We start from the raw sequence: 25700 nt of genomic DNA, 5'->3' as shown, positions 1-25700 counted from the left end.
GCAACGACGGCGTCGCGTTCTCGTGGCGAAGCCGGCGGCGCATCACCAGTCGCTGAGCGCGCCGATCGGAGCGAGCGCGTGCGCCGCCCCGCGAAGCGCGCCGACGTGGCGTGCGGCGACAGAGAGGCGCGAGATCGAGGTCGACAGGGTCACCGCTCCGACCGGGCGGGCGGCGTCGTCGTGGATCGGCACCGCCAAGCACCCGCGGTCGGAGTTGAGCAGCGCGACCTGCTCGGTGTAGCCGCGGACCGCATACGCCTCGCGAATGGCGCGGACGTCGCCGGACGCTGCGTCGATCCGCCAGCAGGGCGCCTGCGGCAGACGGCGATCGGGATGGGCGACGAGCCAGAGGTGCCCGATCGCCGATCGCGTGGGGTCGGCCAGCAGCGCATCAGGGTCCGACAGCGGCCGCGCGGGGTCTTCGTCGATCACCAGCAGCCCTGAGCGGTGGAAGGCGAACAGGTGCACTGCCTCTCCCGTCTCACTGCGCAGGCGATCCACGACGTCCGCGTGGGCAGGTCGAGTGCGGGCACCCACGATCGCGGCGAGCTCGAGCACGCGGGTGCCGAGGAGGAACCCGGAGAAGTCCGGTCGCCGCACGAGATACTCATCGCGAACCAGGGAGTTGACCACACGGTAGACCGTCGCCCGCGGTGCGCCGACGGCACGGGCGATCTCGGCGGCGGATGCGCCGCGGTCGTCGCGCGCGACCTGTTCCAGGATCTCCAGCGCGAGGCCGAGGCCCTTCTCAGGAAGCCGCGAGTCGCCCGCGAGACCCGCGCCGCTCACGCCCGCGCCGGCCCTTCGATGCAGTCCGAGTCGACCGGCCAATCGTGTACGCCGATCCGTGCTGCCACGCGCGGGTGACGTGCCAGCCGCAGCGAGCCGGCCCCGACGACGATGGCGAGGATGGCGGCCGCCCACAGCAGTCCGCCGGGGTTGTCGCGCAGTGTCGCAGCGAGATAGAACCCGAGCACGCACAAGAGGCCGGCGAGCGGCAGTGCGCTGATGGCCACCGCGCGCACCGTGAGCTCGCCGATGCGCGCGAGGAAGACCGGCGCCGCCGCGCACACCAGTGCGTAGGCCAGCACGAAGCCGATGATCGACGCCGGCGAGGTGACGATCCGCATGTCCTGCCGGCTGCCGCCGACCGCGAGGACGGCGACCGGCACCGCCGCCACCACCGTCGCGAGCAGCACGCCGGCAACCGCGGGCACGCCGCGACCCGAGACCCGGCCGAAGGCCGCCGGCAGCAGGCCCTCGCGGCTCATCGCGAACCCGAGCCGCGTCGCCGCGTTCGTCATCGCCAGGGCGCAGGCGAGGAACGAGATCGCCACGATCACGTCGATGAGGCCCGAGAGGCCTGTCACGGCGGCGAGGGATGCCGCACCCGGACGCTCCGCCACGATCGACAGCTGCGCGGCCGTTCCGACCAGCATGACCAGGCCCGTCGCCCCCACGCTCACCATCACGGCGCGCGGGACCGACGCGAAGGGACGGCGCGTCTCCGGGCCGAGGGCGGCGCCGCTCTCGAAGCCGACGAAGCCGATGAGGGCGAAGGCGACGCCCGTGATGATCGCCTCGAGCGAGAAGTCCGACGGACGTGGGACGAGCAACCCCAGATCCCACCGGGTGAGGCTGAGCGCGGCGATCGAGAGGATCAGCACCGTCACCACCGCGATCGACTCGAGCACCAGCAGCATGCGGGTCGACATCCGCAGTCCGCGGGCGACCACCAGGGCGATGATGCCGCCGAACGCGGTGAGGAGGACGACCACGAGCCATGGGGGAGCGGTCCCGCCGCTGAGGAGGTTCGCGAGTCGCTGCGAGCCCGACGCCAGCGTGTTCATGGCGACCGCGAGGTAGCCGATTCCCAGGGCGGCGCCGGTCACGAGTCCGACGTGGGAGCCGAGGCCGCGCGCCGCGAAGGTGTAGAGCGAGCCCGTGCTCGCGATGCGGCGCGCGAACATGCCGATCACCAGGCCGACGCCCACCACGAGCGTGATCGTGATCGCGATGTCGAGGAAACCGAACGATCCGCTGCGGGCGTAGGCGGCGGCGGGATGGATCAGCAGGACTCCGGCGGGCGCGGTGGCCGCGACGGACTGGGCGACGACGTCGATCGTGTGGGCGTGGCGACGGCGCAGGCCGGCGAAGGGTGAGCTGGTTCCCAGGTCATTCCGCGGCCGCGCCCGCTCGATCGCATCTGCGAGTGCAGTGCTCACGCGTCCTCCTCGGTGCCGGCGCTCGCCGCTGTGCGGCTGGCGGCGACGCTACCGGGCGCGCGTTGCCGTAAACGGCGGCCCGTGTTTCGGCCGCGTGACACGGCGTGAGATGAGCGGGCCGGGATCGGCGGGTGTCGTCTCATCAGGATTTCGCTCGGCGTTCGCCGTCCCATACGGCGGGGAAACGGCGCGGGCGAAGAATCGGCCCGACGCGGGTGCGAGCCGCGTCATCGCCGTCGAAAGGAACCCTGTGACCGAACAACAGCTCTCTCCCGAAGGGGACTCGCCGCCCCCCTCGCGGCAGCGGCCGACACTGCGCGGCCGACTGCTCACACCGCGCATCCTGGGCATCGGCTCCGCAGCCGCCGCGGCGGCCGCCGCCGTCGCGCTCGTCTTCGCGACGCAGACCGCCGTTCAGGCGACCTCGTCGCCCGAGATCACGGCATCCACCCCCATCGCCGCCGACAGCACGGATGAGGACGCCCCCGAGAAGGCCGAGGAAGTCGCCAAGCCCGAGAAGATCGCGGCCGCCTACGACGCGCTGTCGGGTGCCGAGGTCGAGTACGTGCGCTTCGTCGGTGCACAGGACGCGGCGTTCGCGGCCGGCGAGGACGTGTTCGGCGAGCCGGGACTGCAGTTCCTCTCCACCGACGTGGCCGACCCGCAGGCATACTCCGACCGGCAGCGGCGCCTGATCTCGCTGTACTACGACTACGCCACCAACGAGACGGTCAGCATGATCGTCAACGCGACGACCGGAGCGGTCGAGTCCGTGGACCGCGCCTCCGGCACCCAGCCCGCTCCGACGGATGCCGAGACCTCGCTCGCGTGGGAGCTGCTGCTCGACTCGGACGCGGCCCAGCCCGTCGTCGACGAGTTCGCCGCGCTCACCGGTGGTTCAGCCCTGACCCCGGCATCCGCCGAGGTGATCGTCACCGCCCACTCGTTCGTCACGGATGCCGGCTCCTTCGGCGCCGAGTCGTGCGGCGTCGACCGGTGCGTGCAGCTGCTCGCCCAGGTAGACGGCGGCTCGTTCCTCACCACCAGCACCTACGTCGTCAACCTGTCGACGCGGGCCGTCCTGTCCATCTCATGACCATGGAGACCCTCCCGATGAAACGAAACCCCCTCCGCCGCCTGCTCGGCGCGGGCACCGCGATGGCTCTGCTGGCGGGCGGCCTCGTGCTGTCCGCTCCGGCGGCGGCCTCTGCCCAGACGGTCACCGAGGCATCCTGCTCCGGCGACTCCCTCGTCTCGAAGACCCTCGAATCCGGATCCAGCTGGCAGATGTGCTGGCGCCTCGACACCTATCGCGGGCTCGTGCTCGACAAGATCGCCTATCAGCCGCGGGACGACGCGGCGCCGATCCTCGTGCTCGACTCGATCGCGCTGGCCCAGCTGAACGTGCCCTACGACACCGGCGCCACGGAGTACAACGACGTGACGACGTACCAGGTCGGCGGGCGCCGTCTGCAGGCCATCGAGGCTGTCGACTGCCCGGTCGGCGAGGTCCGAACCTCGTGGGTCGACGCCACTCGCGGCGCGATCCCCGCCGTCTGCATCGGCGAAGAGGAGTCGGGACTCGCGTACCGCTCCAACATCGCACGCGACGCCCTCTACGCCGCGCAGGGCACCGATCTCGTGCTGCACACCGTGTCGCGCATCGGCTGGTACGAGTACCAGACCGAGTACCGATTCCACGACGACGGCGAGATCTCGGTGCGCCTCGGCGCCACCGGCGACCTGTCGCCCAACGACTACGTCGACGTCGTGAACCAGGGGTGGCCGATCGCCCCGGGCCAGGAGGACTTCGCGGTCAACCACTATCACTCGGCGTTCTGGCGCGTGGACTTCGGCCTCGACTCCGGCGCCACCCAGCTGGTCGAGAAGTTCGCGACCACCCCGACCGGCGAGTACGGGACCACGGGCGACACCGGTCACACGGCGATCCTCGAGACGCAGCTCACGCAGATCACGAACGAGACCAAGACGATGGGCTCGAACCGCGAGGCCTACCGTGTGGTGAACCCCGAGAGCATCAACGCCGACGGGCACGCCCGCTCCTACGAGATCATCGTGCCGCGCGACCAGGCCTACAATCTCAACCCCGAGACCGACTACGACATCGCGTTCACGTCGGCCAAGTCGGACGAGATCCACGCCAGCCACAACCTCATCCCGTCGAAGGCGGGGCAGATGGTCACCGACTACATCGCCGACGGCGAGACGCTCGAGGACCCCGTGGCATGGGTGAACGTGGGCTTCCACCACATCAACCGCGACGAGGACCAGAGCCCCATGCCGATCCACTGGCAGGGCTTCACCCTCTACCCGCGTGATTTCGCGGCGCAGAACCCGAACATCCCCGAGGGCCGCAAGTGGGTCAACGGCGACATGCGCGGGGTGCCCAACCCGAACATCACGCCGACGCCCACCGCGTCGCCGACGCCGACCCCCACGACGGAGCCCACCGCGGAGCCCACGCCGACGCCCACCGAGTCCGGGAACGGCAACGGCAACGGGAACGGCAACGGCAACGGCAACGGCAACGGGAATGGAAACGGAAACGGAAACGGGAACGGGAACGGGAACGGCGGCTCGACGGCGCCCGCAGCGGCGCCGGTGACCTTCGACAGCGCCGAGGTCGCGCCGGGTGCCGCGCAGTCTGCGACCGCGAGCGGCTTCACCCCCGGTGAGACCGTGAGCGCCGTGATGCACTCCGACCCGGTCGACGTCGGCACGTTCGTCGCCGACAGCGAGGGGGCCGTGAGCGTGCAGTTCATCGTGCCGTCCGACACACCCGCCGGCGAGCACTCGCTGGTCCTGACGGGGCAGACCTCGTCGGCCGTCGCGCAGGGATCGTTCACGGTGGCGTCCGCGTCGCCCGCGGCCATCTTCGGCGCACTCGCGACGACCGGCACCGACGCGAACAACTGGGCGCTGTCGGGCCTCCTGCTCCTCACCGCAGGCGCCGGACTGGCGGCCACATCGTGGCACCTGCGCCGCCAGCAGGCGGCCAAGGTGCACGCGGCCTGATCCACACCCGCGGGGCGACGCGCCGGTCGCGTCGCCCCGCGGGAACCCCCGTGTCGCGGAGGCTCGGCCCGCGGCATCCAGATCTGAGAGGACTCGTCCATGCGCAGTCGTATCGCCGCCCTCGGCGTCGTGCTGGCCCTTTCGACGGCCATCGTGGCGGTCGGGGCCGTCGGGCTCAGTCTGACGACGAGTCCGGAATCGGCGCCGCAGGCGGCCCCTGCGGGCGCGAGGACCGATGCCGCCGCCGCCGCCTACCCGACCGTCGAGGACCATTGCTACATCGAGGGCATGATCCCGCACCACGAACAGGCGCTCGAGCTCAGCAGCCTGGTCCTGGGCGCCACCGGGGTTCGCGAGCGCACGCGGGCGCTCGCCGAGTTCATCGCGACCGACCAGACCTCCGAGATCGAGACGATGCGGGCATGGCAGAACGCCTGGCGCGGTGCGATCCCCGCCGGCGGTTCGAGCGGCGGCCATGACGGTCACGGTGGCGCACAGCCCGCCGCCGGAGCGGTGCCGAGCGGGTGCGGCGATCACCCGCACACGCAGATGAAGGGCATGGCCGGCGTCGAGCAGCTCGCGGCCCTCGATGCAGCCGACGGCGTTGCGGCCGATCGGATATTCCTCGAGCTGATGATCGCGCATCATGAGGGCGCCCTCGAGATGGCGGAGAGCGCGGTCCGCGAGGGATCCAATGCGTACGTGCGCGCATCCGGCAAGCACGTGCTCGTCGAACAGCAGCGCGAGATCACCGCGATGTCGACGTTGCTCGCCGAGGCGCCGTGACGATCGTCGCCGGCTCGGGAGCGGTCCGTCGATCCGTGGGCAGGGCTCGGGCGCTCGTCTGGCTCGCAGCCCTTGTGATCCCCACCGGTGCAGCGCTCGCGCTCGCCGCAGCCCTCGGCGTGGCGACCGTGCACAACGACTCGATGAACCCGACGCTGCACAGCGGCGACACGGTCCTGTTCGACCGGTGGAGTCCACCCGGTCGCGGAGACGTCGTCCTCCTGACCGACCGCGAAGGATGGTCGGGCACACGGGACGCGCTCCTCGTGAAGCGGGTCGTCGGTGTCGCGGGCGACGTGGTGGTGTGCTGCGAGGCGGGAACCGGGCGGCTGCTCCTCAACGGAGCGCCGATCGAGGAGGCCTATGCCGGCGCGGTTCGCCCGGGTGGCGACATCCCGTTCCGCGTGACCGTGCCCGAGGGCTCTGTGTGGGTCATGGGCGACAACCGGGCCGCATCGGTCGACTCGCGGGCGTCGGTGTCGGCGCCGGGTCACGGGGCGGTGGCGCGAGACGACCTGCGCGGTACGGCGCGCGCGTGGTGGGGTGGCTGAGGGGCGTGGGACGACTTCCCGGGCGGATGCCGGCGGTCGCCGCATCCGTCATCCAAAGCGGAACCGCTCACATGTCGTGAGGCGCCCTCGGCGCCCGGGCGAGGCATAGCCTGGGTGTATGGCGACGAAGCCCCCGAGAGCCGATATCGACGAGACGCGTGTGCGCTCCACCCGACCGAAGAAGGTCGCGGTCGGTGTGCCCGCGGTGCTGCACGCGTTGGAGATCGCCAATGAGCAGATGGGCGTGGCCCGGTCGGTGCAGACGCTGCTGCGCGTCAACCAGAAGGATGGCTTCGACTGCCCCGGATGCGCGTGGCCCGAGGAGGACAAGCGTCACATCGCCGAGTTCTGCGAGAACGGCGCGAAGGCGGTCGCCGAGGAGGCGACGCTGCGGCGCGTGGGGCCGGAGTTCTTCGCGGCGCATTCGCTCGACGCGCTGCGCGGCCACGACGACTGGTGGCTCGGGCAGCAGGGACGGTTGACGCACCCGATGCTGCTGGAGGAGGGGGCATCGCATTACCGCCCGATCTCGTGGGACGACGCGCTCACGCTGGTCGCCGACGAGCTGAGGACGCTGGACGACCCTGACGAGGCCGTGTTCTACACGTCGGGACGCACATCGAACGAAGCGGCGTTCCTGTACCAGCTGCTCGTGCGGGGGCTCGGCACCAACAACCTGCCCGACTGCTCGAACATGTGCCACGAGTCGTCCGGATCGGCGCTGACCGAGACCATCGGCATCGGCAAGGGCACCGTCTCGATCGACGACGTCCACGAGGCCGACCTGTTGATCGTCGCCGGGCAGAACCCCGGCACGAACCACCCGCGCATGCTCGCGGCGCTCGAGAAGGCGAAGCAGCGAGGGGCGACGATCATCGCCGTGAACCCGCTGCCCGAGGCGGGACTGATCCGCTTCGAGAACCCGCAGACGGTGCGGGGCGTGGCGTTCGGCGGCACGAAGCTCGCCGACCAGTTCCTGCAGATCCGGCTCGGCGGCGATCAGGCGCTGTTCCAGGCGATCGGCAAGCACCTCCTCGAGGCCGAGGAGACCGACGGGGGTGTGCTCGACCACGAGTTCCTCGCGGCGCACACCAGCGGCTTCGACGCCTACCGCCAGGCGATGACGGATGCCTCGTGGCGCGACCTCGTCACCGCCACGGGTCTTCCGGAGAAGGCGCTGCGCCGGGTGGCTGAGACGGTGCGCACGTCGAAGGCGACGATCGTCTGCTGGGCGATGGGACTGACCCAGCACAAGCACTCCGTGCCCACGCTGCGCGACGTCGTGAACATGCTCCTGCTGCAGGGCAACATCGGCCGACCCGGCGCCGGAGTGTGCCCGGTGCGCGGGCACTCCAACGTGCAGGGCGACCGCACCGTGGGCATCTACGAGAAGCCGTCCGCGACGTTCCTCGACGCGCTCGACACGGAGTTCGCCTTCGCCTCCCCGCGCGAGCACGGCTTCGACACGGTCGGGGCGATCCGCGCGATGCGCGACGGCCGCGTGCGGTTCTTCATGAGCATGGGCGGCAACTTCGTCTCGGCGACCCCCGACACCGCGGTCGTCGAGGCGGGCATGGCCCGTGTCGGGCTGACCGTGCACGTGTCGACCAAGCTCAACCGCTCGCACGTCGTCACCGGGCGCCGCGCGCTCATCCTGCCGACCCTGGGCCGCACCGACCGCGACCGCCGCGGCGGCCGCGAGCAGCGGGTCACGGTCGAGGACTCAATGGGCGCGGTGCACGCGTCGCGGGGCCGGCTCGCCCCGCCGTCCGAGGAGATGCTCAGCGAGGTCGCGATCGTCGCCCGCCTGAGCGGCCTGGTCTTCGGATCCACGGGTGCCGGCGGCGGTTCGTCGTCGCGAGATCAGGTGATGTCACGGGGGAAGGACGTCGCGGGCGGGGATCGTCCTGAGTCGGTGACATCACCTGAGCCGGTGACGGATGCCGCGGCGCATGGTGCGGACGCGACGCGGCACGACCGTGGGTACCCGGAGCGCACCGCGGCCGAGGAGTCCGACGGGACGCAGTCGCCGGTCCACAGAGACCGCGAGTCCGCCGCCGGCCGAGCTCCGGAGCGTGTCGACGGGGAGCGCAACGTCCCGCACGCGGACTGGGCGGCGCTCGAAGCGGACTACGCGCTCATCCGCGCCCACATCGCCCGCGTCATCCCCGGATTCGACGACTACGAGGAGCGCATCGACAAGGGCCGCACGCTGCACCTGCCGAACGGGCCGCGCGATGCGCGCCGCTTCGCGACGGCCGACGGCAAGGCGCGCTTCACGGTGAACCCGCTGGAGTACCCGCGCATCCCGCGCGGACGCCTGCTGCTGCAGACGCTGCGCTCGCACGACCAGTACAACACCACGATCTACGGCAAGGACGACCGGTACCGCGGCATCCACGGCGGGCGGCGGGTCGTGCTGGTCAATGCCAAGGACATCGTCGCGCTGGGCTTCGCGGAGAACGACATCGTCGACCTCGTGTCGGAGTGGCGGGGGGCCGACGGGGCGCTGCAGGAGAGGCGGGCGGAGGAGTTCCGCATCGTCGCCTACCGCACGCCGCGGGGCAACGCCGCCGCGTACTACCCGGAGACGAACGTGCTGGTTCCCCTTGACTCCGTCGCCGACGTCTCGGGGACGCCGACATCCAAGTCCGTGGTGGTGCGGCTCGCACGCCGCACCTGAGAGCCCGGCGCGTGCCTAGGCTGGAGGCATGACCCGCGCCGCCGTCATCACCGTCTCCGATCGCTCCGCCGAGGGCGCCCGCCCCGACGCCAGCGGGCCGATCGCGGTCTCGGCACTGCGGGAGGCGGGCTTCGACTGCGCCGACGCCGTCGTGGTGCCCGACGGTGCCGACAGCGTCGAGCGCGCGCTGACAGCCGAGGTCGTCGCGGGCGTGAAGCTGATCGTCACCACGGGTGGCACCGGCGCCTCGCCGCGCGACCAGACGCCGGAGGGCACCGCCCGCGTCGTGACCCGCCAGGTACCGGGCATCGCCGAAGAGCTGCGTCGACGGGGTGCGGCCGAGAAGCCCGCCGGCATGCTGACGCGCGGGATCGCCGGCGTCGTCGACCCGCACGGCGCGCTCGTGGTCAACCTGCCCGGGTCTCCGGGCGGCGTGACGGATGGGATGCCGGTGGTGCTGTCGGTCGCCCGTCACCTGCTGGACCAGCTCGGTGGAGGGGACCACTGATGGCCGTGTCGACCGACGCCGTGCGGGTGGCTGCGATCAGCGCCGAGCCGCTCGATCTCGACGCGCACCTGCGCGCCGTCGACGATTCCCGCATGGGCGCCGTGACGACGTTCGTCGGTCGCGTACGGGATCACGATCCGGATGCCGCGGCCGCCGTCGTCGCCCTCGAGTACTCGGCGCATCCTGACGCCGAAGCCGCGCTCACCCGCCTGGCCGCCGCGGCGATCGGGGCCACCGGAGCGCTTGTCGCGGTGTCGCACCGGGTGGGCACGCTGCACGTCGGGGACGCCGCCGTCGTGATCGCGGTCGCGTCCGCCCACCGCGCCGAGGCGTTCGCGGTGTGCCGCACGCTCATCGAGACGATCAAGACCGACCTGCCGGTCTGGAAGCGCCAGGTCGAATCCGACGGCACCGCCACCTGGCTGGGCCTCGGCGGCTGAGCGCCGCGGCCGGAAGGCCCCGCACCCCGGAAGGGGATCAGCCGCCGGCGAAGGGCGGCAGCACGTCGATCAGGTCGTCGTCGCCGAGGGGCGTGTCGTCGTCGACGCGTGAGCCGCCGACGAGCACGGCGCAGCGCGGCAGGATGCCGCCCAGCCCCGGGAACTCCTCGGACACCGCGCGGCGCAGCTCTCCCAGGGTCGCCTCGGTGCGGCGCTCGGAGTCCCGGCCGGTCGCCTCCTGTGCGGCGGCGAAGTAGCGGACGACGGCCATCAGGCCTCGTGCTCCCAGTCTCGGGCGAGTTCGGTGATCGCCGCCACGGCGGATTCGATGTCGGCGGGGGATCCGCCACTGCGGCCCGCGACGAGGCCGGCGACGAAGGTACTGAAGGGCGCCGCCGGGCGTGCGACGTCGTTCGCGACGTCGCGCGCGAGATCGAGGATGAGCGACACCGGGACGTCTTCGGGCGCGAGCCCGAACCGCTCGCGCAGCACGGCCGCCCAGGCGTCGAGGGCCTCGGGGGGAAGGGTGCGGGACTGCTCGCTCATGACGACTCCTCCGGGCGTGGGTGGTGCGGTGCGGGATCGGCCTGGTGCGCGCGATCGACCTGGTGCGCGCGATCGACCCGAGCGCGGGCCTCGTTCAGATCCTCCCACGTGTCGACGTCGCGGGTCAGGTCGTCGGGCGCCGCGACGACGGCGATCGCGAGCTCGTCGGCGATCGCCCGCACCGGAAGGTCCCGTCCGCGACCGGGAAGAGCGGATGCCGCCTGCCGCAGCGCCCGCGTGCGGTAGGCGCCGGTGAGCCACTGCGGGCGGCTCGAGGCGTCGCCGAGACACACGCCGTCGGTGTCGGCGGGGAGCAGCGGGATGTCGTTCACGAGGCGGCGCACGGCCTCGCCCACGCCGGGCAGATCGCAGGCGAGCACGAGCGTCCATTCCGGGTCGGTCTCCGCCGACCACTCATCGAGCGCCGCCACGACCGCCGCGGCGGGGCCGCCGAACGGCGGGTCCTCCCGCACCCAGGCCACGGGGAGCGTCTCGTCGAGGACGGGTGCCACCACCGTGATCGGCCGGGCTCCGGCATCCGTCACCGCCGTCACCGCCGCCGCCAGCAGCGTGCTGCCGCGGACCTCGAAGAGCGGCTTCACGGCCCCGCCGACGCGCGTGCCGCGGCCGCCGGCCAGCAGGATCGCGCCGAGGCTGAGGGGCGAGTGCGGGTCGCGAACGGACATCAGCTCTCGTCCGGGCGGTGCCAGTCGCCGCTCTTGCCGCCGGTCTTCGTCACGATGCGTACGTGATCGATCGACGTGCCCTTGTCGAGCCCCTTCACCATGTCGACGACGGCGAGAGCGGCCACCGACACGGCGGTCAGCGCCTCCATCTCGACGCCGGTGCGATCGGCGGTGCGCACGGTCGCCTCGATCGCGACACCGCCGTCTTCGATGGCCAGGTCGACCGCCGCGCCGTGGACGCCGATGACATGCGCGAGCGGCAGCAGTTCGGGGGTGCGCTTGGCGGCCTGGATGCCGGCGATCCGGGCGACGGCCAGCACATCGCCCTTGGGCACGGTGCCATCGCGCAGCGCGGCGACGACGTCGGGCGCGCAGCGCACGAAGGCGCGGGCGGTGGCGGAGCGCACGGTCGGCTGCTTGAGCGTGACATCCACCATGCGCGCGTTCCCCGCGGCGTCGAGGTGGGTGAAGATCGGCTGTTCCGGCGCACTCATGAGATCAGCATGACATCCACGACATCGCCCGCCGCCACCGCGTCGACCTCGGCGGGCACGACGGCATATGCCTCGGCGCGGCCGAGTCCGCCGGCGAGATGGGATCCGCCGCTCGTCGCCGGGATCGCGCGCCACGCGGCCGGGTCGGAGCGGTCGATCGTGACGGGCAGGTATTGGCGCCGCGCCGGCGGTGTCCGCCAGCCGGCTCCCGCCTGGAGCGCGAGGACGGGGCGGTCGATGGCCTGGCGACCCTGCAGCCGCAGCAGAACCGGCCGCACGAACACCTCGAACGAGACCGCCGCGCTCACGGGATTGCCCGGCAGCCCGAACAGCAGGGTGCCGGCCTCGAGGCGGCCGAAGCCCTGCGGCTTGCCCGGCTGCATGGCCACCTTCGAGAAGACCATGGTCCCGGCGAGCGCGGTCTTGACCACCTCGTAGGCACCGGCGCTGACGCCGCCGGAGAAGACGACGACGTCGGCGCGATCCGGCGACCGCGGATCCGTCACCTCGGCGAGCAGCGCGTCGAGGGCGTCGCCCTCGTCGGGCACGCTGGCGCGGCGCACGAGCTGGGCTCCGGCCTCCGTGGCGAGGATGGCGAGGAGCACGCTGTTCGACTCGGGGATCTGACCTCGGCGCAGGGGAGAGCCGGGCTCGACGAGCTCGCTGCCCGTCGAGATGACGGCGACGCGGGGACGCCGTGAGACGACGACCTCGGCGACGCCCGCCGCCGCGGCGGCGGCCAGCTGCAGCGGGCCGAGCAGTTCTCCGGCGGAGAGCACCTCGTCGCCGGCGCGGGCGTCCTCCCCGGCGCGACGGATGTGGGCGCCCACGGCACGCGGGACCCTCAGCACCGCGATCGAGCCGAGGGAGTCCGCGAGCCCACCGGCGGTGTCCTCGAACGGCACGATGGCGTCGGCGTCAGTCGGGACCGCCGACCCGGTCATGATGCGGGCGGCCTCACCAGGAGCGAGTGCCGGGTCGGCGTCGGTGCCGGCGGGCAGGTCCGCGACGACGCGGAGGGTCGCCGGGGTGACGGGGTCGGCATCCGCGACATCCGCGAAGCGGACGGCGAACCCGTCCATCGCCGAGTTGTCGAAGACCGGGATGTCGACGGCGGCACGCACCGGTTCACGCAGCGTGCGACCGTGGGCGGCGGCAAGGGTGACGCGCTCTGACTCCAGCGGCTCGGCGGCCGCGAGCGCGTCGGCGAGGTGCTCCTCGACGGTGCGCAAGCCGCTCACGCGCCGACCGCCGTGCGCGCTCCGTCGCGGGTCCACGCGTCGATGCCGCCGGCGAGGACGGATGCCTCGATCCCTGCGCCGCGCAGGGCCACTGCCGCGCGCTGCGCGCGCATGCCGACCTGGCACACCACCACCACGCGGGAAGCCTCCACTCGTCGCGGCTCGGCGAGCACGTCGCCGAGCGGCAGCAGCATCGAGCCGGGGATGACGCCGCGCGCGGTCTCGAAAGGCTCGCGCACATCCAACAGCACGGCGCCGGCACGCTGGGCGGCGAGGGCTTCGGCCGGGCTCAGCTGCGGGATGCTCGGCGGGCCGGCCGGTGAGGGAGCGGGGGCTGCTGACGGATCGGCGACGACGGCCTCGCCGGCCCGGTGCGTGGCGGCGGGACGCAGCGGCACCTCGTCGGTCCGGCCGCGGAGGGCGTCGAGCACCAGCACGCGTCCGAGGAGCGGCTCGCCGATGCCCGTGACGAGCTTGATGGCCTCTGTGGCCAGAAGTGCGCCGACCTGCAGGCAGAGCGCGCCGAGCACGCCGACCTGTGCGCAGGTGGGGGCCTCGCGTCCGGCATCCGGAGGGTAGAGATCCGCGAGGCGGACGGGCGTCGCGCCGGCGGGAGGCGCCGACCAGAAGACCGTCGCCTGTGCGTGGAACTCCTGCACGACGCCCCACACGAGCGGTACGCCGAGGTGCTCGCACGCGGCGGCCACCGCCTCGCGGGTCTCGAACGTGTCGGTGCCGTCGATGACGACGTGCGCGCCGGCGAGGAGGTCGCGGGCGTTGGCCGGCGTGAGCACTGCCTGCACCGGCCGCACCAGGGTGGTGGGCGAGAGGTCGGCGGCGATGCGGACGGCGGAGTCGACCTTGGCCGCACCGACATCGCCCACACGGTGCATCACCTGCCGTTGCAGATTGGATGCCTCGACCAGGTCGTCGTCGATCACGGTGATGGTGCCGACTCCGGCGGCCGCAAGGGCCAGCACGGCGGGCGAGCCGAGACCGCCTGCCCCCACGACCGCGATATGGGCGGCGGCGAGGCGGCGCTGTGCGAGATCGCCGAAGCCGGCGAGCACGCGGTGGCGCGCGGTGCGCGTGCGTTCGGCGTCGCTCAGCTCGGCGAGGGGCTCGACGAGTGGGGGAAAGGCCATATCCACAGGCTACGCCGCGCGCATCGGTGGCCGGCCGCCGCTCGCCCGTTCGCCCCCTGCCGCACCGACCGCGGTCGGGTCAGACGCGCCCGGTCAGGATGAGATTCCAGTAGACCCAGGGCAGAACGTGCCGGTCGAAGATCCACGAGAGCCGGCTCTCCCGGTACATCCGCCGGAAGAACGGGATCGTCGGCTTCTGCTTGCCCGTGTCGTCGAACTCCGCCCACACGACCGTCGACCGCGAGACGGTGAACGGGCACACCGCGTAGCCGTCGTAGCTCGCCTTCGGCTCCTTCCCTCGGAGCACCCTCGAGAGGTTCTTGGCGAGCACCCACGTCTGCTTGCGCAGCGCGCCCCCGCACTTCGAGTTGGTGGTCGCGGCGGCGTCGCCGAGAGCCCAGACCTGGGGGAAGCGCGGATGCCGCAGCGTCCGCGGGTCGACCTCCACGAACCCTCCCGATGACCCCGGCGCCGGCAGCACCGACGCCTTGAGCCAATCCGGTGCGGACTGCGGCGGTTCGACGTTGAGCACGTCGTAGTGCAGGTGCTCGGGCCCGTCCGGACCGCCGATCACGACCTCCTGTGCCGCGGGGTCCACCCGGAGGAGCACCGAGCGGGTGCGCAGCTCGATGCCGTACTCCTCGATCTTGCGTTCGAGCTCGCGATCGAACGGCGGGATGAACGCGGTCTCCGTCGGCACGATCATCACGACTCGGATCTTGTCCAGCACCCCGGTGGCCCGCCAGTAGTCGCACGCCTGATACATCGGCTTCTGTGCGGCTCCCGCGCACGAGGCAGGCCCGTCGGGCTGAGTGAAGACGACCGTGCCCTCCTTCAGGTCGCGCAGGAGCAGCGACGCCTTCTGCGCCAGCTCCAATTCGTAATGGGATGCCGCTGCCGGCGTCTGCATCGCCTCGGCCAGCCCCGGCACGCGGTCCCAGTCGAGCTGGATGCCCGGACACACGATGAGCTGGTCGAAGGTGACGCGGTCACCGCTCTCGAGCACGACGGCGTTCGCGTCGGGCTGGACGGCGGTGACGGCATCCAGAATCCACTCCACGCCTCTCGGCATCACCTCTCGCTGCGGGCGTACGGTGATGCCGGCGCGTGCGGTGCCGCCGGCGACATGCGAGAACAGCGGCTTGTACACGTGCTGCTCGCGCGGTTCGATGATGGCGATGTCGTCGACGCCGGAGCGACGCAGTCGCGCAGCGACCGAGATGCCGCCGTTGCCCCCGCCGATCACCACCACCTGATGATGCGCCTGCTGCTCGGACATGGTCCCTCCCCTCGCATGGCGGCACCCGCTGACCGCGATCGGCGGCTGTCGCGTCTGAGATCTCCCTGCAGGCGAGACTAGGCAGGCATCTGCAAGAAGAGAGGGGGCTTGCGCAGCTGCCAACGGTCGCACGAAGATGCCGGGCCCGACCCGTCGGGAACCGGAACGTGCCCCGACGTGTGCTCAGCCGGGGAGGAAGATGGAGGCATGCCTGCCCCTCATCGCCCCGGCCTTCGGATCGGCCATGGGGTCACGATCCCCGAGTCCGAGCTGACCTGGCGGTTCTCGCGGTCATCCGGCCCCGGCGAGCAGGGGGTGAACACGGCGGACTCGCGGGCGGAACTGGTGTGGGACGCCTCGCGTTCGGCGGTGCTGTCCCCGCATCAACGCGAGAGGCTGCTCGAGCGGCTGAGCGGCCGGCTGGTCGACGGAGTGCTGACGATCGCGGCATCCGAGCATCGCGCGCAATTGCGGAACAGGGATGCCGCGCGCGCACGGCTCGCGGCGGTCGTCGCCGACGCGCTCCGGCCGCCTTCGCCGTCGCGACGACCCACGAAGCCGACGCGGGGCGCCAAGGAACGGCGATTGGGTGAGAAGAAGCGGCGCACCGACGTCAAGCGGCTGCGGCGACCACCCGTGGACTGACGACGCCGGCATCGGCGCTAGGAGCGGCGCCGGGTGAGGTGGACGTCCACGGAGTCGCCGTCGGTCTTGCCGATCGCTCTTCTGACCTCGGCGTTGATCGGCAGCTTGTGCGTCCCGTCGCCCAGGGCCATGAAGGCCCCCTCGAACGGGTGCCCGTCCACGGTGCCCGCCACCTTGACGAGTCCGCGGGTGCCGAAGATGGTGGCGGAGTCGGGCAGCTTCACGCAGGTCCAGGTGTCTCCCGGCTGAGCTTTGCCGAGCGTGGCGGTGAAGCGGATATCCAGGGGCCCGGTGTGGTCCGACATGATGGCTCCAATCTCAGCCGCCGCAGCTGTGAAGAGTATGGCCCGGGCGACGGCCGTTCACCGGGATGACGATCGGACGTCGTCCCGATCGACAGTCTCTCTCCGCCGGTGCACCTCGCGCGCCTTTCAGGTCAGCGGATCCAGAAGTCCTCGGCACGGGCGCCCGGCCGGAATCCGAAGTGCTCGAGCATCGCCGTCGCCTCCGGGAAATGAGCGGCGAGCATGTCGGGTCCGTGGGCGTCGCTGCCGAACGTGACGGCACGCCCGCCTTCCTCCGCCCACCACTGCGGGATCCACGGCCAGAGCCGCCGGGTGTTCATCTCGAGGGCCCGGTCCGACTCCGCGATCGCGCGCATCCCAGCCCGGAATCCGTCTTCGAACCTGCGGGGATCGAAGGGTCCTGCGGTCGCGACCGGCCAGGAGCGCACGGCGTAATCGATGTGCGTGAACACCGCAAAGGAGTCCGACCCGGCGACCATGCGCGGGATCTCCTCGAGATACCTCCACATCACGTCGTCCGCCGGCATGTGGCGGTACAACGTGGTCGGCTCGGTACGGTCGACGCCGTCGAAGGGGAGCATGTGCAATGACCCGTTGATGCGATCGATCGTCCCACTGGAGAGCAGATCTGCGGCGTGCGCGTCGCGCAGGTGCGGCTGCCCGAACTCCACGCCCGTGAGGATGCGCAGTTCGGGGAAGTCGTGGCGGCACCGTTCGATCGCCGTGAGATAGCCCTCGACGTCGAAGTCGGGCAGCCGCGCATGGCCGCTCTCGTCGACGTACTTCTGAGCGTGCTCTCCGATGTCGCCGTGGTGGACTCTCCAGTCGTGCTCGAAGTCGAGGTGCTCGGTGAACACGATCGCCGGGAGTCCGATCCGGATCGCGCGCTCGCAGGTGCGGACCATTGAGCCTCGGGAGGCTGGATCCGAGCCCCAGTCCCACGACCACTCGCTGTGCACATGAGCGTCGGCCGGAAGAGTCGCCGTCATCTCGCCGAGAGTACTCCCGGCCCCGGTGCACCCTGCAGCGTCGTGACTCCCAAGCGTGCGTGGCAGTTCGGGTGCCGCGAATTGTGGCTTCCGGCACCCGCCATCCGCTTTTACGGCGAAAACCTCTCGGACAACCCGCATGCGCGGTGATAGCGTGGCGCTGTGGCGAGCTACAAGATCTCCGAGGCTGCACGGCTGCTCGCGGTGAGCGACGACACCGTGCGCCGGTGGATCGATTCCGGGGCACTGCCGACGACCGGGGCCTCGCCGATCGAGATCCCCGGAGACGCGCTCGCAGCCCGAGCGGTGGAGTTGGCCGCGGCTCCGGGCGACCCTGCCGACGTGCTCTCGAGCGCACGCAATCGCTTCGTCGGGCTCGTCACGCGGGTGCAGATCGACGGCGTCATGGCGCAGGTCGACATCCAGTCCGGTCCGCACCGCGTGGTCTCGCTCATGTCGTCCGAGGCGGTGCGCGAGTTGGAACTCGAGCCCGGCTCGCTCGCCGTCGCCGTGGTCAAGGCGACCACGGTGATCGTCGAGACCCCGAAGGCCTGACGTGCGCCACGGCTCCGTCGTCCGCACCGCACTGGTCGCCACGGCGCTCGCGCTCGGGCTTGCGGGCTGCGCGGCAAGCTCCGCACAGGACCCCGGCGTGAGCTCTCCGGCGCCCGTCTCGGGGGAGCCGGAGCTCTCCGGCGAGCTCAGCGTGTACGCGGCCGCATCGCTGCAGGCGGCGTTCGACGAGCTGGCGGCGCAGTTCGAGCAGCGGCATCCGTCCCTCGATGTGCATCCGCTCACCTACGACGGCTCGTCGACGCTCGCCACCCAGATCGTGGAGGGGGCACCCGCCGATGTCTTCGCGTCGGCGGACGAGAGGAACATGCAGAAGGTCGTCGACGCGGACCTTGCGAGCGAGCCGGAGCTGTTCGCGACGAACACGCTGACGCTGGTGGTCCCCGCGGGCGATCCCGGCGGAGTCGACGGCCTCGACGACCTCGCCGATCCCGATCTGACAGTGGTGCTGTGCGCCGTCGAGGCGCCGTGCGGGGCGGCATCGGCGACGCTCCTCTCGGACGCCGGGGTGAAGGCGAGCGTCGACAGCTACGAGCAGAACGTCACCGCCGTCCTCACAAAGGTGGCTGCGGGCGAGGCAGACGCGGGCCTGGTGTACGTGACGGATGCCTCGACCACGAGCGCCGTCGAGGCGATAGAGGTCGACGGGGGTGAGGACGTGGTGAACCGGTACCCGATCGTCACGTTGACGGACGCGGCGAACCCGCGGGCAGCCGACGCCTTCGTACGGTTCGTGCTCGGTGACGAGGCCCGGCAGGTGCTCTCCGATCTCGGCTTCGGAGCGCCGTGACGGTCGCCGCGGCGCGCGACGCCCGCACGCACGAGGAGCGGGCCGGGTTCGTGCCCCGCGTGCTCGCCGTCCCGGCGCTCATCGGGCTGGCACTGCTGGTGCTCCCGCTCGGCGCCCTCGTGCTCCGGGTCGAGTGGTCGACACTGTGGACGGACGTCACCTCGCCGCAGGCGCTGTCGGCACTCGGCCTCTCGCTCGCGACCGGTGCCGTCGCGACGACGGTGTGCGTCGTCCTGGGGGTGCCGCTCGCGCTCCTGATCGCCCGGAGCACCGTGCGGACGGCGGCCGTGCTGCGAGCCCTCGTGACGGTGCCGCTCGTGCTGCCGCCCATGGTCGGCGGCGTCGCGATGCTGTTCCTCTTCGGTCGCACGAGCTGGCTGGGCGGGATCCTCGCGGAGTGGGGCATCCGCATCCCGTTCACGACCACTGCCGTCGTCCTCGCGCAGACCTTCGTCGCTCTGCCCTTCCTCGTGCTCGCCCTCGAAGGGGCGCTGCGTTCCACCGGCACCGGTTTCGAGCAGGCGGCGGCGGGTCTGGGCGCGGGGCGTTGGACGATCCTCGCCCGCGTGACCCTCCCGCTCGCCGCCCCCGGCCTCGTCGCGGGCATCGTGCTGTGCTTCGCCCGCGCGATCGGCGAGTTCGGCGCGACGGCCCTCTTCGCCGGCAACGCGCCGGGCGTGACGCAGACCATGCCGCTCGCGATCTACACGGCCTTCAACGGCGCCGGGGTCTCGCAGGGCACCGCCGTGGCGCTCTCGCTGCTGCTGCTCGTGACCGCCGTCGGCGTACTGCTGCTGGTGCGGGCCTGGCGCGCGGAGGCCCCGCGATGAGTGCTGCGGGCACGCCGTCCGCAGCCGACCCTGCCGGACTCGACGCGCGCGTCCGGGTCCAGCACGGCGCGTTCGCGCTCGATGTGGCGCTCAGCGTGCCGGTGGGCGAGGTGGTGGCGCTCATGGGTCCGAGCGGCGCCGGAAAGTCGACGCTGCTCGGCGTGCTCGCCGGGCTGACCGGGTTCGACGAGGGAGAGGTCCGGCTGCACGGCCGGCTGCTCGACCGGCGCACCCACGATCGCACGTCGTCCCGGCAGACCGCGCCGGCGGCGCGCGGGGTGGTGCTGCTCGGTCAGGATCCGCGCCTCTTCCCTCACCTCACCGCGCACGGCAACGTGGCGTTCGGGCTGCGCGTGCACGGCGCCACGAAGGCTGCGGCGGCGGCCGGGGCCGCCGACTGGCTCCGACGTGTCGGGCTCGACGGCCTGGGTGAACGGCGACCTTCACAGCTGTCGGGCGGCCAGCAGCAGCGCGTCGCGCTGGCGCGGGCGCTCGCGACGTCGCCCGCCGCGATCCTGCTCGACGAGCCGCTGACGTCGCTCGACACCGAGACCGCGGGTGACGTGCGCGCCCTGCTGCACCAGCAGCTCGCGGCGACGCGCACGACGGCCGTCGTGGCCACCCACGACGCGGTGGACGCGGTCGCTCTCGCGACCCGCCTCGTCGTGATCGAGGACGGCCGCGTCACGCAGACCGGGCCGGTCCGCGAAGTGCTGGCCTCCCCGGCGACGCGGTTCGCCGCGGCGGTCGCTGGGCTGAACCGCGTCGTCGGGACCCTCGAACCCGCAGACTCGGCCTGGCGTGCCGGAGACCTGGTGCTGCCCCACCCGGCCGGGTGGCGGCAGCCGTCTCTTGTCGCGGTGTTCCGGCCGAGCGCCGTCCGAGTGATCGACGGGCCGCCCCGCGCCGCGGGGGAGTGGACAGCACGCATCGTGCGCCTCGAGCAGACGCCCGCCGGGGTGCGGATGCGCACCGCCGATCCCGACGTCGCGGTGGACGTCGCCGCCGACGGCGCCGCGGGGCTCGCGCCCGGCGACACGATCACGCTGCGCGTGGACCCGGCCGATGTGCGAGTGGTCGTCGAGCACTGAGCCTCCCGCACACTCAGAGCGTTTCGTCTCGCTCGTTCCTCGCTCGCTCAACGACCGGGAGAGGGACCGCGCCGGGGCGGGATGCTTCGTCAACGACCCGGGCCAAGACAGCTGTCCGACGCATCTCATAGACTCGCCCGGTGACGCGCATCCGCCCCTTCCGCCCCGGTGACGAACCCGCTCTCGTCGACATCTGCCTGAAGACAGCGGATGCCGGAGCCGACGCGACCGGCATCCTCGATGACGACGATCTCTGGGCCGAGATCTTCGTCCTGCCCTACGCGGCGCGTCACCCCGAGTTCGCCTTCGTGGTCGAAGCGGACGACGGCCGCGTCGTCGGCTACGTCGTGGGCACGCCCGACTCCGCGGCGTTCGAGGAGTGGTTCCGGGCCGAGTGGTGGCCTCGGCACGCCGAGCGCTGGCCGCGACCGCAGAGCGGTCAGGCGGCCACCGCCTCGCGGCAGGACGGCATCCTCCGCTACGCGTACTCCCGCGCGGGCGGGGCGCAGCCGTTCGGTGACGAGTACCCGGCGCACCTGCACATCGACCTGCTGCCCGAGACGCAGGGCCAGGGTCTCGGCCGCCGGCTCATCGAGACGCTCGAAGACGCGCTCCGGAAGGCGGGCGTTCCCGGGCTCCACCTCGTCGCCTCGGCCGACAACACCGGCGCCATCGCCTTCTACCCGCGCGTCGGGTTCGAGCCGCTGCCGTCGCCCGAGGGCATCCAGGTCTTCGCGACGCGCCTCTGACTACGCCACGGCCGACCGGACGTCAACCCGTGCGGCTGCGGAGTGCGCCCGCGTAGTCTGCCCCCCGTGGACGATGTCTCGGCGCCGACCGGCCATGAGCCGGATCTCCTGGCGCTGACGCGCCCCGACGGCACCGTGCCACGTGCCCTCGTCCTCGGGGCGACGGGGTACATCGGCGGGAGGCTCGTGCCGCGGCTGCTGAACGCCGGCTACGCGGTCCGCGCGCTCGCTCGCGACCCCGCCCGGGCGGCGGCCTTCCCCTGGGGCGACCGCGTCGAGATCGTCCGCGGCGACGCTGCCGCTGAGGGCCCGGTGCATGAGGCCATGCGCGACGTCGACGTGGTGTTCTACCTCGTCCACTCGATGTCGGGCGGCAAGCGGTTCGCCGACACCGACCGCCGTGCGGCCGAGACCGTCGCGCAGGCGGCGGCCGCGGCATCCGTGGATCGCATCGTGTATCTGGGCGGCCTGCACCCGACCGGGGTGGCGCTCTCGCCGCATCTGCAGTCGCGCGTCGAAGTCGGGCGGACGTTCCTCGAGAACGCCGTGCCGACGATCGTGCTGCAGGCGGGCGTCGTCATCGGCTCGGGATCGGCGTCGTTCGAGATGGTGCGCCATCTCACCGAGGTGCTGCCGTACATGCCCGCGCCGAGGTGGGTGCGCAACCGCATCCAGCCCATCGCCGTGCGCGACGTGCTGCACTATCTGCTCGGCGCCGCACGACTGCCGGCCGACGTGAACCGGGCCGTCGACATCGGCGGACCCGATGTGCTGCGGTACGGGCAGATGATGAACGGCTATGCCGTCGAGGCAGGGCTGCGGCAGCGTGCCATCGCCGCGCTGCCGGTGCTGACGCCCCGACTGGCGTCGCACTGGGTGAATCTCGTGACACCGATCCCGCGGTCGATCGCGCGGCCTCTCGTCGAGTCGCTGCAGAACGAGTGCATCATGAAGGACCACGCGGTCGACGCGCTCATCCCGCCGCCGGAGGGTGGTCTCACGTCGTACCGCACGGCGGTGCAGCTGGCGCTGGGCAAGCTCGAGACCGACGCGATCGAGACCAGCTGGCAGGATGCCGGCGTGCTGGGCGCGCCCAGCGACCCGCTGCCGAACGATCCCGACTGGGCCGGGCGCGTGGTGTTCAGCGACATCCGCACCGCGCACAGTCCGGCATCCCCCGAGGCGCTCTGGCGCGTCATCGTCGGGATCGGCGGCGAGAACGGCTGGTACTCCTCGCCGGTGCTCTGGGCCGTCCGCGGCTGGATGGACCGCCTCGTCGGCGGCATCGGCCTCGCGCGCGGTCGTCGCAGCCGCGACCGGCTGGCAGTGGGGGACGCGCTCGACTTCTGGCGCGTCGAGGCGCTGGAGCCGGGACGGATGCTGCGCCTCCGCGCCGAGATGAAGGTTCCGGGTCTCGCGTGGCTCGAGTTGCGGGCGTCGGCCGACGAGGTGAGCGGCGGTTCACGGTACGACCAGCGCGCCCTGTTCTTCCCGCGCGGCCTTGCCGGGCGCCTGTACTGGCTCGCCGTCCTGCCGTTCCATGGGTTCATCTTCGCGGGGATGGCGCGGCGCATCACCGCGACGGCAGCGGGCGGCACCGTCGGCGAACCCTGAGCCGCGCCGGCCGTCGCGCCGCGAGGATCCGCCGAGAGGCTCGATCCGGGGCCGGGGTGGGTCGCCGCTCAGGCGGTGATGCGGCCGTCCTCGAGCCGCACCACACGGTCGACCAGCCCGTCCGGCACCGCGACGTGCGAGATCAGCACCACCGCCTGGTCGTCCCGCACGGCGCTCAGCAGGTCGACGAGGAGCCGATCGGATGCCTCGGGGTCGACGCCCGCGGTCGGCTCGTCGAGCACGAGCACGGGGAAGCCCCGCAGCAGGGCCCGGGCCAGCGCGATGCGCTGCGCCTGACCGCCCGACACGAGCGCGCCGCGTTCCCCGACGCGGGCGCCGAGTCCGCCGCGTTCCCGCAACCACGCATCCAGTCCGACGCGGGCGAGCGCCGCCTCGAGCTCGGCATCCGTTGCGGTCTCTCGCGCGAACAGGAGGTTCTGCCGGATGTCTTCGTCGAAGAGCATCGGATGCTGCTCGCACAGGCCGACGGTCAGCCGCACGTCGTCGGGCGACAGGCCGTGCACCGACCGGGGCCCGATGTCGTAGCCGCCGTCCGTGTCGAGGAACCGCACGAGGGCATGCGCCAGCGTGCTCTTGCCCGCCCCGCTCGCCCCGATGACCAGCACGCGCTCGCCCGGCCGGATCGCGAGGTCGATGTCGTGGAGCGAGGCCTGCGCCGCGCCCGGCCAGCGCACGTCCGCCGACTGCAGCCGGATGCCGTCGCCCAACTCCGGAGCATCGCCCGTGGCGGGGGTGGACTCGGGCGCGAGTTCGGCCGGCGGTGTCGCGGGCAGCGCGCCCGCGACACGCTCGGCCGAGGCCCGCACCTGCCGCCATGCGGAGGCGGCCATCGGCACGGCGGCGAACACCTCGAACACGGCCATCGGCACCAGCACGACCACGGCGAGCGATGGTCCGGTCAGAGCGCCGGATGCCACGCCCGGCGCGGCGACCAGCACCGCCGCGATCGACGCGGCACCGGCGAGCAGCGAGACGAGGGCCGTGGTTCCCGCCTGGGCTCCGGAGCGACGGACGATGGCGCGTCGGAGGTCGGCGTCGGCGCGGGCGATCCGCTCGCGGCTCTGCGCTTCGGCGCCGAACGCGGCGAGCACATCGAGGCTGCCGATGTGGTCGAGCACGGCGTCGGCGAGGGCGCCGCGCAACGGCGAGATGTCGCGCTCGGCGCGGGCTCCCGACATCCATCCCCACAGCGTCGAGATCGCCGCCGCGACCGCGAGGCACGCGAGCAGGGTGAGCGCGGCCGGCCACCACACGAACGCCACGAGCACGACGGCGCCGAGCGCGACGAGCGCCGACGCGACGAGCGGCTGCACCACGCGCAGCGGCAGATTCTGCAGCTCGTCGACGTCGTCCACGAGCGTGCCCAGCACCGAGCCCCTGCGGGTGCGCGCCAGGCCGTCGGGCGCCAGCGGAACGAGGCGGCGCACGAGGTCGGCGCGGGTCGAGGCGAGCTGCCGCAGCGCGGCGTCGTGGCCGGTGAGCCGCTCCAGGTAGCGGAACGAGGCGCGCGAGATCGCGAAGAACCGCACGCCGACCACCGCCGCCGACAGGTACAGCACGGGCGGCTGTTCACTCGCGCGCACGATGAGCCACGCGCTCACCGCGAGCAGCGCCACGGCGGACGCCTCGGACGCGAACCCCGCGGCCAGCGCCCATCCGAACCGCCGCGCCGGCGGCATCGCGCCGCGCAGCACCGCCCTCGGAGTCCCCGCCCCACCGCTTCCCGGGGGCGTGGTCATGCGAGGACCTCGATCGGTTCGAGGCGGACGACGGTATCCGCGATCTGGCGGGCGGACGTCCGGTGCGAGATCAGAAGCACCGTCGCGCCCTCGTCGGCGAGGTGACGGATGCCGCGCCACAGGCGAGCCTCTGTGTCGGGGTCGAGCGCCGAGCTGGGCTCGTCCAGCGCGATCAGCGTGCCGGTCGTGCCGCTCGGCGGCGTATCGAGCGACAACTGCGGCTGCGCGACGCCGCGCAGGTGCCGGTAGAACGCGCGGGCGACCGCGACGCGCTGCGCCTGCCCGCCCGAGAGGCCCGACCCCTGGACGCCGAGCTCCTGCGCGGGGTCGAGGCTGCCGGCGCACGCGAGGTCGAGCGCGGCGCGCACGGTGGAGGCCTCCGGCGCCGGGTCGCCGAGGGTGACGTTGTCCGCGATCGTGCCCGCGAGGAGGCCGGGCCGCTGGCCCGCCCAGGCGAGCCACTCCGACGGTGCGAGGTCGCGGATGTCGGTGCCCGCCCACGTCGCCGCTCCATCGAATGTCGCGGCTCCGCGAAGGGCGGCGAACACGCTGGACTTGCCGGCGCCGCTGGGTCCCTCGATGAGCGTCACGGTGCCCGGGGTCGCCGTCAGGTCGACGGGAGGCAGCATCCGGTCTCCGCGGCGCACGCGCAGGGCTGAGAGCTCGAGAAGGTGGCCGCCGGCGGTCGGGCGCGGGGGCAGAGGGTTCCGGTGCGTTCCGGGCGTTTCGTCTCG

General features: G+C 72.5%; 27 protein-coding genes. 14 read left to right on the top strand and 13 right to left on the bottom strand.

What is annotated here, in order from left to right:
- Window positions 1–42: 42 nt before the first annotated feature.
- Together B1729_RS06080 and B1729_RS06075 are read right to left on the bottom strand one after the other, a co-directional pair.
- Window positions 43–789 (bottom strand): helix-turn-helix domain-containing protein, encoded by a 747-nt coding sequence (locus B1729_RS06080; protein ID WP_163631336.1) that lies wholly within the window; start codon window positions 787–789, stop codon window positions 43–45.
- The gene (locus B1729_RS06075) at window positions 786–2225 is read right to left on the bottom strand and encodes an APC family permease (protein WP_163631334.1); all 1440 of its coding nucleotides are present in this window, start codon (window positions 2223–2225) and stop codon (window positions 786–788) included. The genes B1729_RS06080 and B1729_RS06075 overlap by 4 nt, the downstream gene beginning before the upstream one ends.
- A 250-nt stretch (window positions 2226–2475) precedes the next feature.
- On the opposite strand from B1729_RS06075, the gene B1729_RS06070 reads away from it, so the two are divergent.
- From B1729_RS06070 to B1729_RS06040, 7 genes are all read left to right on the top strand, one after another.
- Window positions 2476–3321 (top strand): hypothetical protein, encoded by an 846-nt coding sequence (locus tag B1729_RS06070; RefSeq protein WP_163631332.1) that lies wholly within the window; start codon window positions 2476–2478, stop codon window positions 3319–3321.
- Window positions 3322–3338: 17 nt separating this feature from the next.
- Entirely contained in the window at window positions 3339–5261 is a 1923-nt protein-coding gene (locus B1729_RS06065; protein ID WP_163631330.1) for a hypothetical protein, read from the top strand.
- A gap of 99 nt (window positions 5262–5360) precedes the next feature.
- Window positions 5361–6047 (top strand): DUF305 domain-containing protein, encoded by a 687-nt coding sequence (locus tag B1729_RS06060; protein WP_163631328.1) that lies wholly within the window; start codon window positions 5361–5363, stop codon window positions 6045–6047.
- Window positions 6044–6598 (top strand): signal peptidase I, encoded by a 555-nt coding sequence (gene lepB, locus B1729_RS06055; RefSeq protein ID WP_163631326.1) that lies wholly within the window; start codon window positions 6044–6046, stop codon window positions 6596–6598. Before B1729_RS06060 ends, lepB begins: the two co-directional genes overlap by 4 nt.
- Before the next feature lie 118 nt (window positions 6599–6716).
- Window positions 6717–9281, top strand: coding sequence for an FdhF/YdeP family oxidoreductase (locus B1729_RS06050; protein WP_163631324.1), 2565 nt, complete (start codon window positions 6717–6719; stop codon window positions 9279–9281).
- A 28-nt stretch (window positions 9282–9309) separates the two neighbouring features.
- Window positions 9310–9789 carry a MogA/MoaB family molybdenum cofactor biosynthesis protein gene (locus tag B1729_RS06045; RefSeq protein WP_163631322.1) on the top strand — a complete coding sequence of 160 codons (480 nt, stop codon included), beginning with the start codon at window positions 9310–9312 and terminating at the stop codon, window positions 9787–9789.
- Window positions 9789–10229 carry a molybdenum cofactor biosynthesis protein MoaE gene (locus B1729_RS06040; protein ID WP_163619066.1) on the top strand — a complete coding sequence of 147 codons (441 nt, stop codon included), beginning with the start codon at window positions 9789–9791 and terminating at the stop codon, window positions 10227–10229. The genes B1729_RS06045 and B1729_RS06040 overlap by 1 nt, the downstream gene beginning before the upstream one ends.
- A 37-nt stretch (window positions 10230–10266) precedes the next feature.
- Here the strand turns inward: B1729_RS06040 and B1729_RS06035 are convergent, their stop codons facing one another.
- From B1729_RS06035 to B1729_RS06005, 7 genes are all read right to left on the bottom strand, one after another.
- Window positions 10267–10500, bottom strand: a complete 234-nt coding sequence (locus tag B1729_RS06035) for a MoaD/ThiS family protein (protein ID WP_163619068.1) — start codon at window positions 10498–10500, stop codon at window positions 10267–10269.
- Entirely contained in the window at window positions 10500–10775 is a 276-nt protein-coding gene (locus tag B1729_RS06030) for a DUF6457 domain-containing protein (RefSeq protein WP_163619070.1), read from the bottom strand. The genes B1729_RS06035 and B1729_RS06030 overlap by 1 nt, the downstream gene beginning before the upstream one ends.
- Window positions 10772–11461 (bottom strand): NTP transferase domain-containing protein, encoded by a 690-nt coding sequence (locus B1729_RS06025; RefSeq protein ID WP_163631320.1) that lies wholly within the window; start codon window positions 11459–11461, stop codon window positions 10772–10774. The genes B1729_RS06030 and B1729_RS06025 overlap by 4 nt, the downstream gene beginning before the upstream one ends.
- Complete coding sequence (gene moaC / locus B1729_RS06020) at window positions 11461–11955, bottom strand: cyclic pyranopterin monophosphate synthase MoaC (RefSeq protein WP_163631318.1); 495 nt, start codon at window positions 11953–11955, stop codon at window positions 11461–11463. The genes B1729_RS06025 and moaC overlap by 1 nt, the downstream gene beginning before the upstream one ends.
- Window positions 11952–13196 (bottom strand): gephyrin-like molybdotransferase Glp, encoded by a 1245-nt coding sequence (gene glp / locus B1729_RS06015; protein ID WP_163631316.1) that lies wholly within the window; start codon window positions 13194–13196, stop codon window positions 11952–11954. Before glp ends, moaC begins: the two co-directional genes overlap by 4 nt.
- Window positions 13193–14341, bottom strand: a complete 1149-nt coding sequence (locus B1729_RS06010; protein ID WP_163619078.1) for a ThiF family adenylyltransferase — start codon at window positions 14339–14341, stop codon at window positions 13193–13195. Before B1729_RS06010 ends, glp begins: the two co-directional genes overlap by 4 nt.
- Before the next feature lie 79 nt (window positions 14342–14420).
- Window positions 14421–15620 carry an FAD-dependent oxidoreductase gene (locus B1729_RS06005; RefSeq protein ID WP_163631314.1) on the bottom strand — a complete coding sequence of 400 codons (1200 nt, stop codon included), beginning with the start codon at window positions 15618–15620 and terminating at the stop codon, window positions 14421–14423.
- Window positions 15621–15827: 207 nt separating this feature from the next.
- On the opposite strand from B1729_RS06005, the gene arfB reads away from it, so the two are divergent.
- Window positions 15828–16265: an alternative ribosome rescue aminoacyl-tRNA hydrolase ArfB gene (gene arfB / locus B1729_RS06000; protein ID WP_163631312.1), complete on the top strand. Its 438-nt coding sequence runs from the start codon at window positions 15828–15830 to the stop codon at window positions 16263–16265.
- Window positions 16266–16282: 17 nt separating this feature from the next.
- Here arfB and B1729_RS05995 read toward each other — a convergent pair whose 3' ends face one another.
- Together B1729_RS05995 and B1729_RS05990 are read right to left on the bottom strand one after the other, a co-directional pair.
- Window positions 16283–16570, bottom strand: coding sequence for a DUF1905 domain-containing protein (locus B1729_RS05995; RefSeq protein WP_163619084.1), 288 nt, complete (start codon window positions 16568–16570; stop codon window positions 16283–16285).
- Window positions 16571–16701: 131 nt separating this feature from the next.
- Window positions 16702–17559 carry a PHP domain-containing protein gene (locus B1729_RS05990; protein ID WP_163631310.1) on the bottom strand — a complete coding sequence of 286 codons (858 nt, stop codon included), beginning with the start codon at window positions 17557–17559 and terminating at the stop codon, window positions 16702–16704.
- A 162-nt stretch (window positions 17560–17721) separates the two neighbouring features.
- Between B1729_RS05990 and B1729_RS05985 the strand changes: the two genes are divergently transcribed.
- The 6 genes from B1729_RS05985 (at window position 17722) to B1729_RS05960 (ending at window position 23206) form a co-directional block, all read left to right on the top strand.
- Entirely contained in the window at window positions 17722–18114 is a 393-nt protein-coding gene (locus B1729_RS05985; protein ID WP_163619088.1) for a TOBE domain-containing protein, read from the top strand.
- A 1-nt stretch (window position 18115) separates the two neighbouring features.
- A complete protein-coding gene (gene modA, locus B1729_RS05980; RefSeq protein WP_163631307.1) occupies window positions 18116–18922 on the top strand; it encodes a molybdate ABC transporter substrate-binding protein in 807 nt (268 codons plus the stop codon).
- Window positions 18919–19752: an ABC transporter permease gene (locus B1729_RS05975; protein ID WP_163619092.1), complete on the top strand. Its 834-nt coding sequence runs from the start codon at window positions 18919–18921 to the stop codon at window positions 19750–19752. The genes modA and B1729_RS05975 overlap by 4 nt, the downstream gene beginning before the upstream one ends.
- A complete protein-coding gene (locus B1729_RS05970) occupies window positions 19749–20843 on the top strand; it encodes an ABC transporter ATP-binding protein (protein WP_163631305.1) in 1095 nt (364 codons plus the stop codon). The genes B1729_RS05975 and B1729_RS05970 overlap by 4 nt, the downstream gene beginning before the upstream one ends.
- 140 nt (window positions 20844–20983) lie before the next feature.
- Window positions 20984–21592 carry a GNAT family N-acetyltransferase gene (locus tag B1729_RS05965; RefSeq protein ID WP_163631303.1) on the top strand — a complete coding sequence of 203 codons (609 nt, stop codon included), beginning with the start codon at window positions 20984–20986 and terminating at the stop codon, window positions 21590–21592.
- Window positions 21593–21658: 66 nt separating this feature from the next.
- The gene (locus B1729_RS05960; RefSeq protein WP_163631301.1) at window positions 21659–23206 is read left to right on the top strand and encodes an SDR family oxidoreductase; all 1548 of its coding nucleotides are present in this window, start codon (window positions 21659–21661) and stop codon (window positions 23204–23206) included.
- Window positions 23207–23274: 68 nt separating this feature from the next.
- Here B1729_RS05960 and cydC read toward each other — a convergent pair whose 3' ends face one another.
- Together cydC and B1729_RS05950 are read right to left on the bottom strand one after the other, a co-directional pair.
- Entirely contained in the window at window positions 23275–24966 is a 1692-nt protein-coding gene (gene cydC / locus B1729_RS05955; protein ID WP_163631299.1) for a thiol reductant ABC exporter subunit CydC, read from the bottom strand.
- Window positions 24963–25700, bottom strand: a 738-nt coding sequence (locus tag B1729_RS05950) for an ATP-binding cassette domain-containing protein (protein WP_163631297.1), incomplete at its 5' end; no start/stop codon positions are given. The genes cydC and B1729_RS05950, both read right to left, overlap by 4 nt.

The organism is Microbacterium sp. B35-04 (assembly GCF_010634885.1).
In the GTDB taxonomy this organism is placed as follows: Bacteria; Actinomycetota; Actinomycetes; order Actinomycetales; family Microbacteriaceae; genus Microbacterium.
Note: the sequence above shows the minus strand (reverse complement) of the source record. Positions and strands in the feature narration are given on the sequence as shown.

Coding starts and splice junctions, on each gene's coding strand:
- B1729_RS06025 (WP_163631320.1), bottom strand. CDS start 11,461: ATGTCCGTTCGCGACCCGCACTCGCCCCTCAGCCTCGGCGCGATCCTG.
- B1729_RS05995 (WP_163619084.1), bottom strand. CDS start 16,570: ATGTCGGACCACACCGGGCCCCTGGATATCCGCTTCACCGCCACGCTC.
- B1729_RS05990 (WP_163631310.1), bottom strand. CDS start 17,559: ATGACGGCGACTCTTCCGGCCGACGCTCATGTGCACAGCGAGTGGTCG.
- B1729_RS05970 (WP_163631305.1), top strand. CDS start 19,749: ATGAGTGCTGCGGGCACGCCGTCCGCAGCCGACCCTGCCGGACTCGAC.
- arfB (WP_163631312.1), top strand. CDS start 15,828: ATGCCTGCCCCTCATCGCCCCGGCCTTCGGATCGGCCATGGGGTCACG.
- moaC (WP_163631318.1), bottom strand. CDS start 11,955: ATGAGTGCGCCGGAACAGCCGATCTTCACCCACCTCGACGCCGCGGGG.
- B1729_RS06060 (WP_163631328.1), top strand. CDS start 5,361: ATGCGCAGTCGTATCGCCGCCCTCGGCGTCGTGCTGGCCCTTTCGACG.
- B1729_RS06040 (WP_163619066.1), top strand. CDS start 9,789: ATGGCCGTGTCGACCGACGCCGTGCGGGTGGCTGCGATCAGCGCCGAG.
- B1729_RS06005 (WP_163631314.1), bottom strand. CDS start 15,620: ATGTCCGAGCAGCAGGCGCATCATCAGGTGGTGGTGATCGGCGGGGGC.
- B1729_RS06045 (WP_163631322.1), top strand. CDS start 9,310: ATGACCCGCGCCGCCGTCATCACCGTCTCCGATCGCTCCGCCGAGGGC.
- B1729_RS06010 (WP_163619078.1), bottom strand. CDS start 14,341: ATGGCCTTTCCCCCACTCGTCGAGCCCCTCGCCGAGCTGAGCGACGCC.
- B1729_RS06050 (WP_163631324.1), top strand. CDS start 6,717: ATGGCGACGAAGCCCCCGAGAGCCGATATCGACGAGACGCGTGTGCGC.
- B1729_RS06035 (WP_163619068.1), bottom strand. CDS start 10,500: ATGGCCGTCGTCCGCTACTTCGCCGCCGCACAGGAGGCGACCGGCCGG.
- cydC (WP_163631299.1), bottom strand. CDS start 24,966: ATGACCACGCCCCCGGGAAGCGGTGGGGCGGGGACTCCGAGGGCGGTG.
- B1729_RS06030 (WP_163619070.1), bottom strand. CDS start 10,775: ATGAGCGAGCAGTCCCGCACCCTTCCCCCCGAGGCCCTCGACGCCTGG.
- B1729_RS06065 (WP_163631330.1), top strand. CDS start 3,339: ATGAAACGAAACCCCCTCCGCCGCCTGCTCGGCGCGGGCACCGCGATG.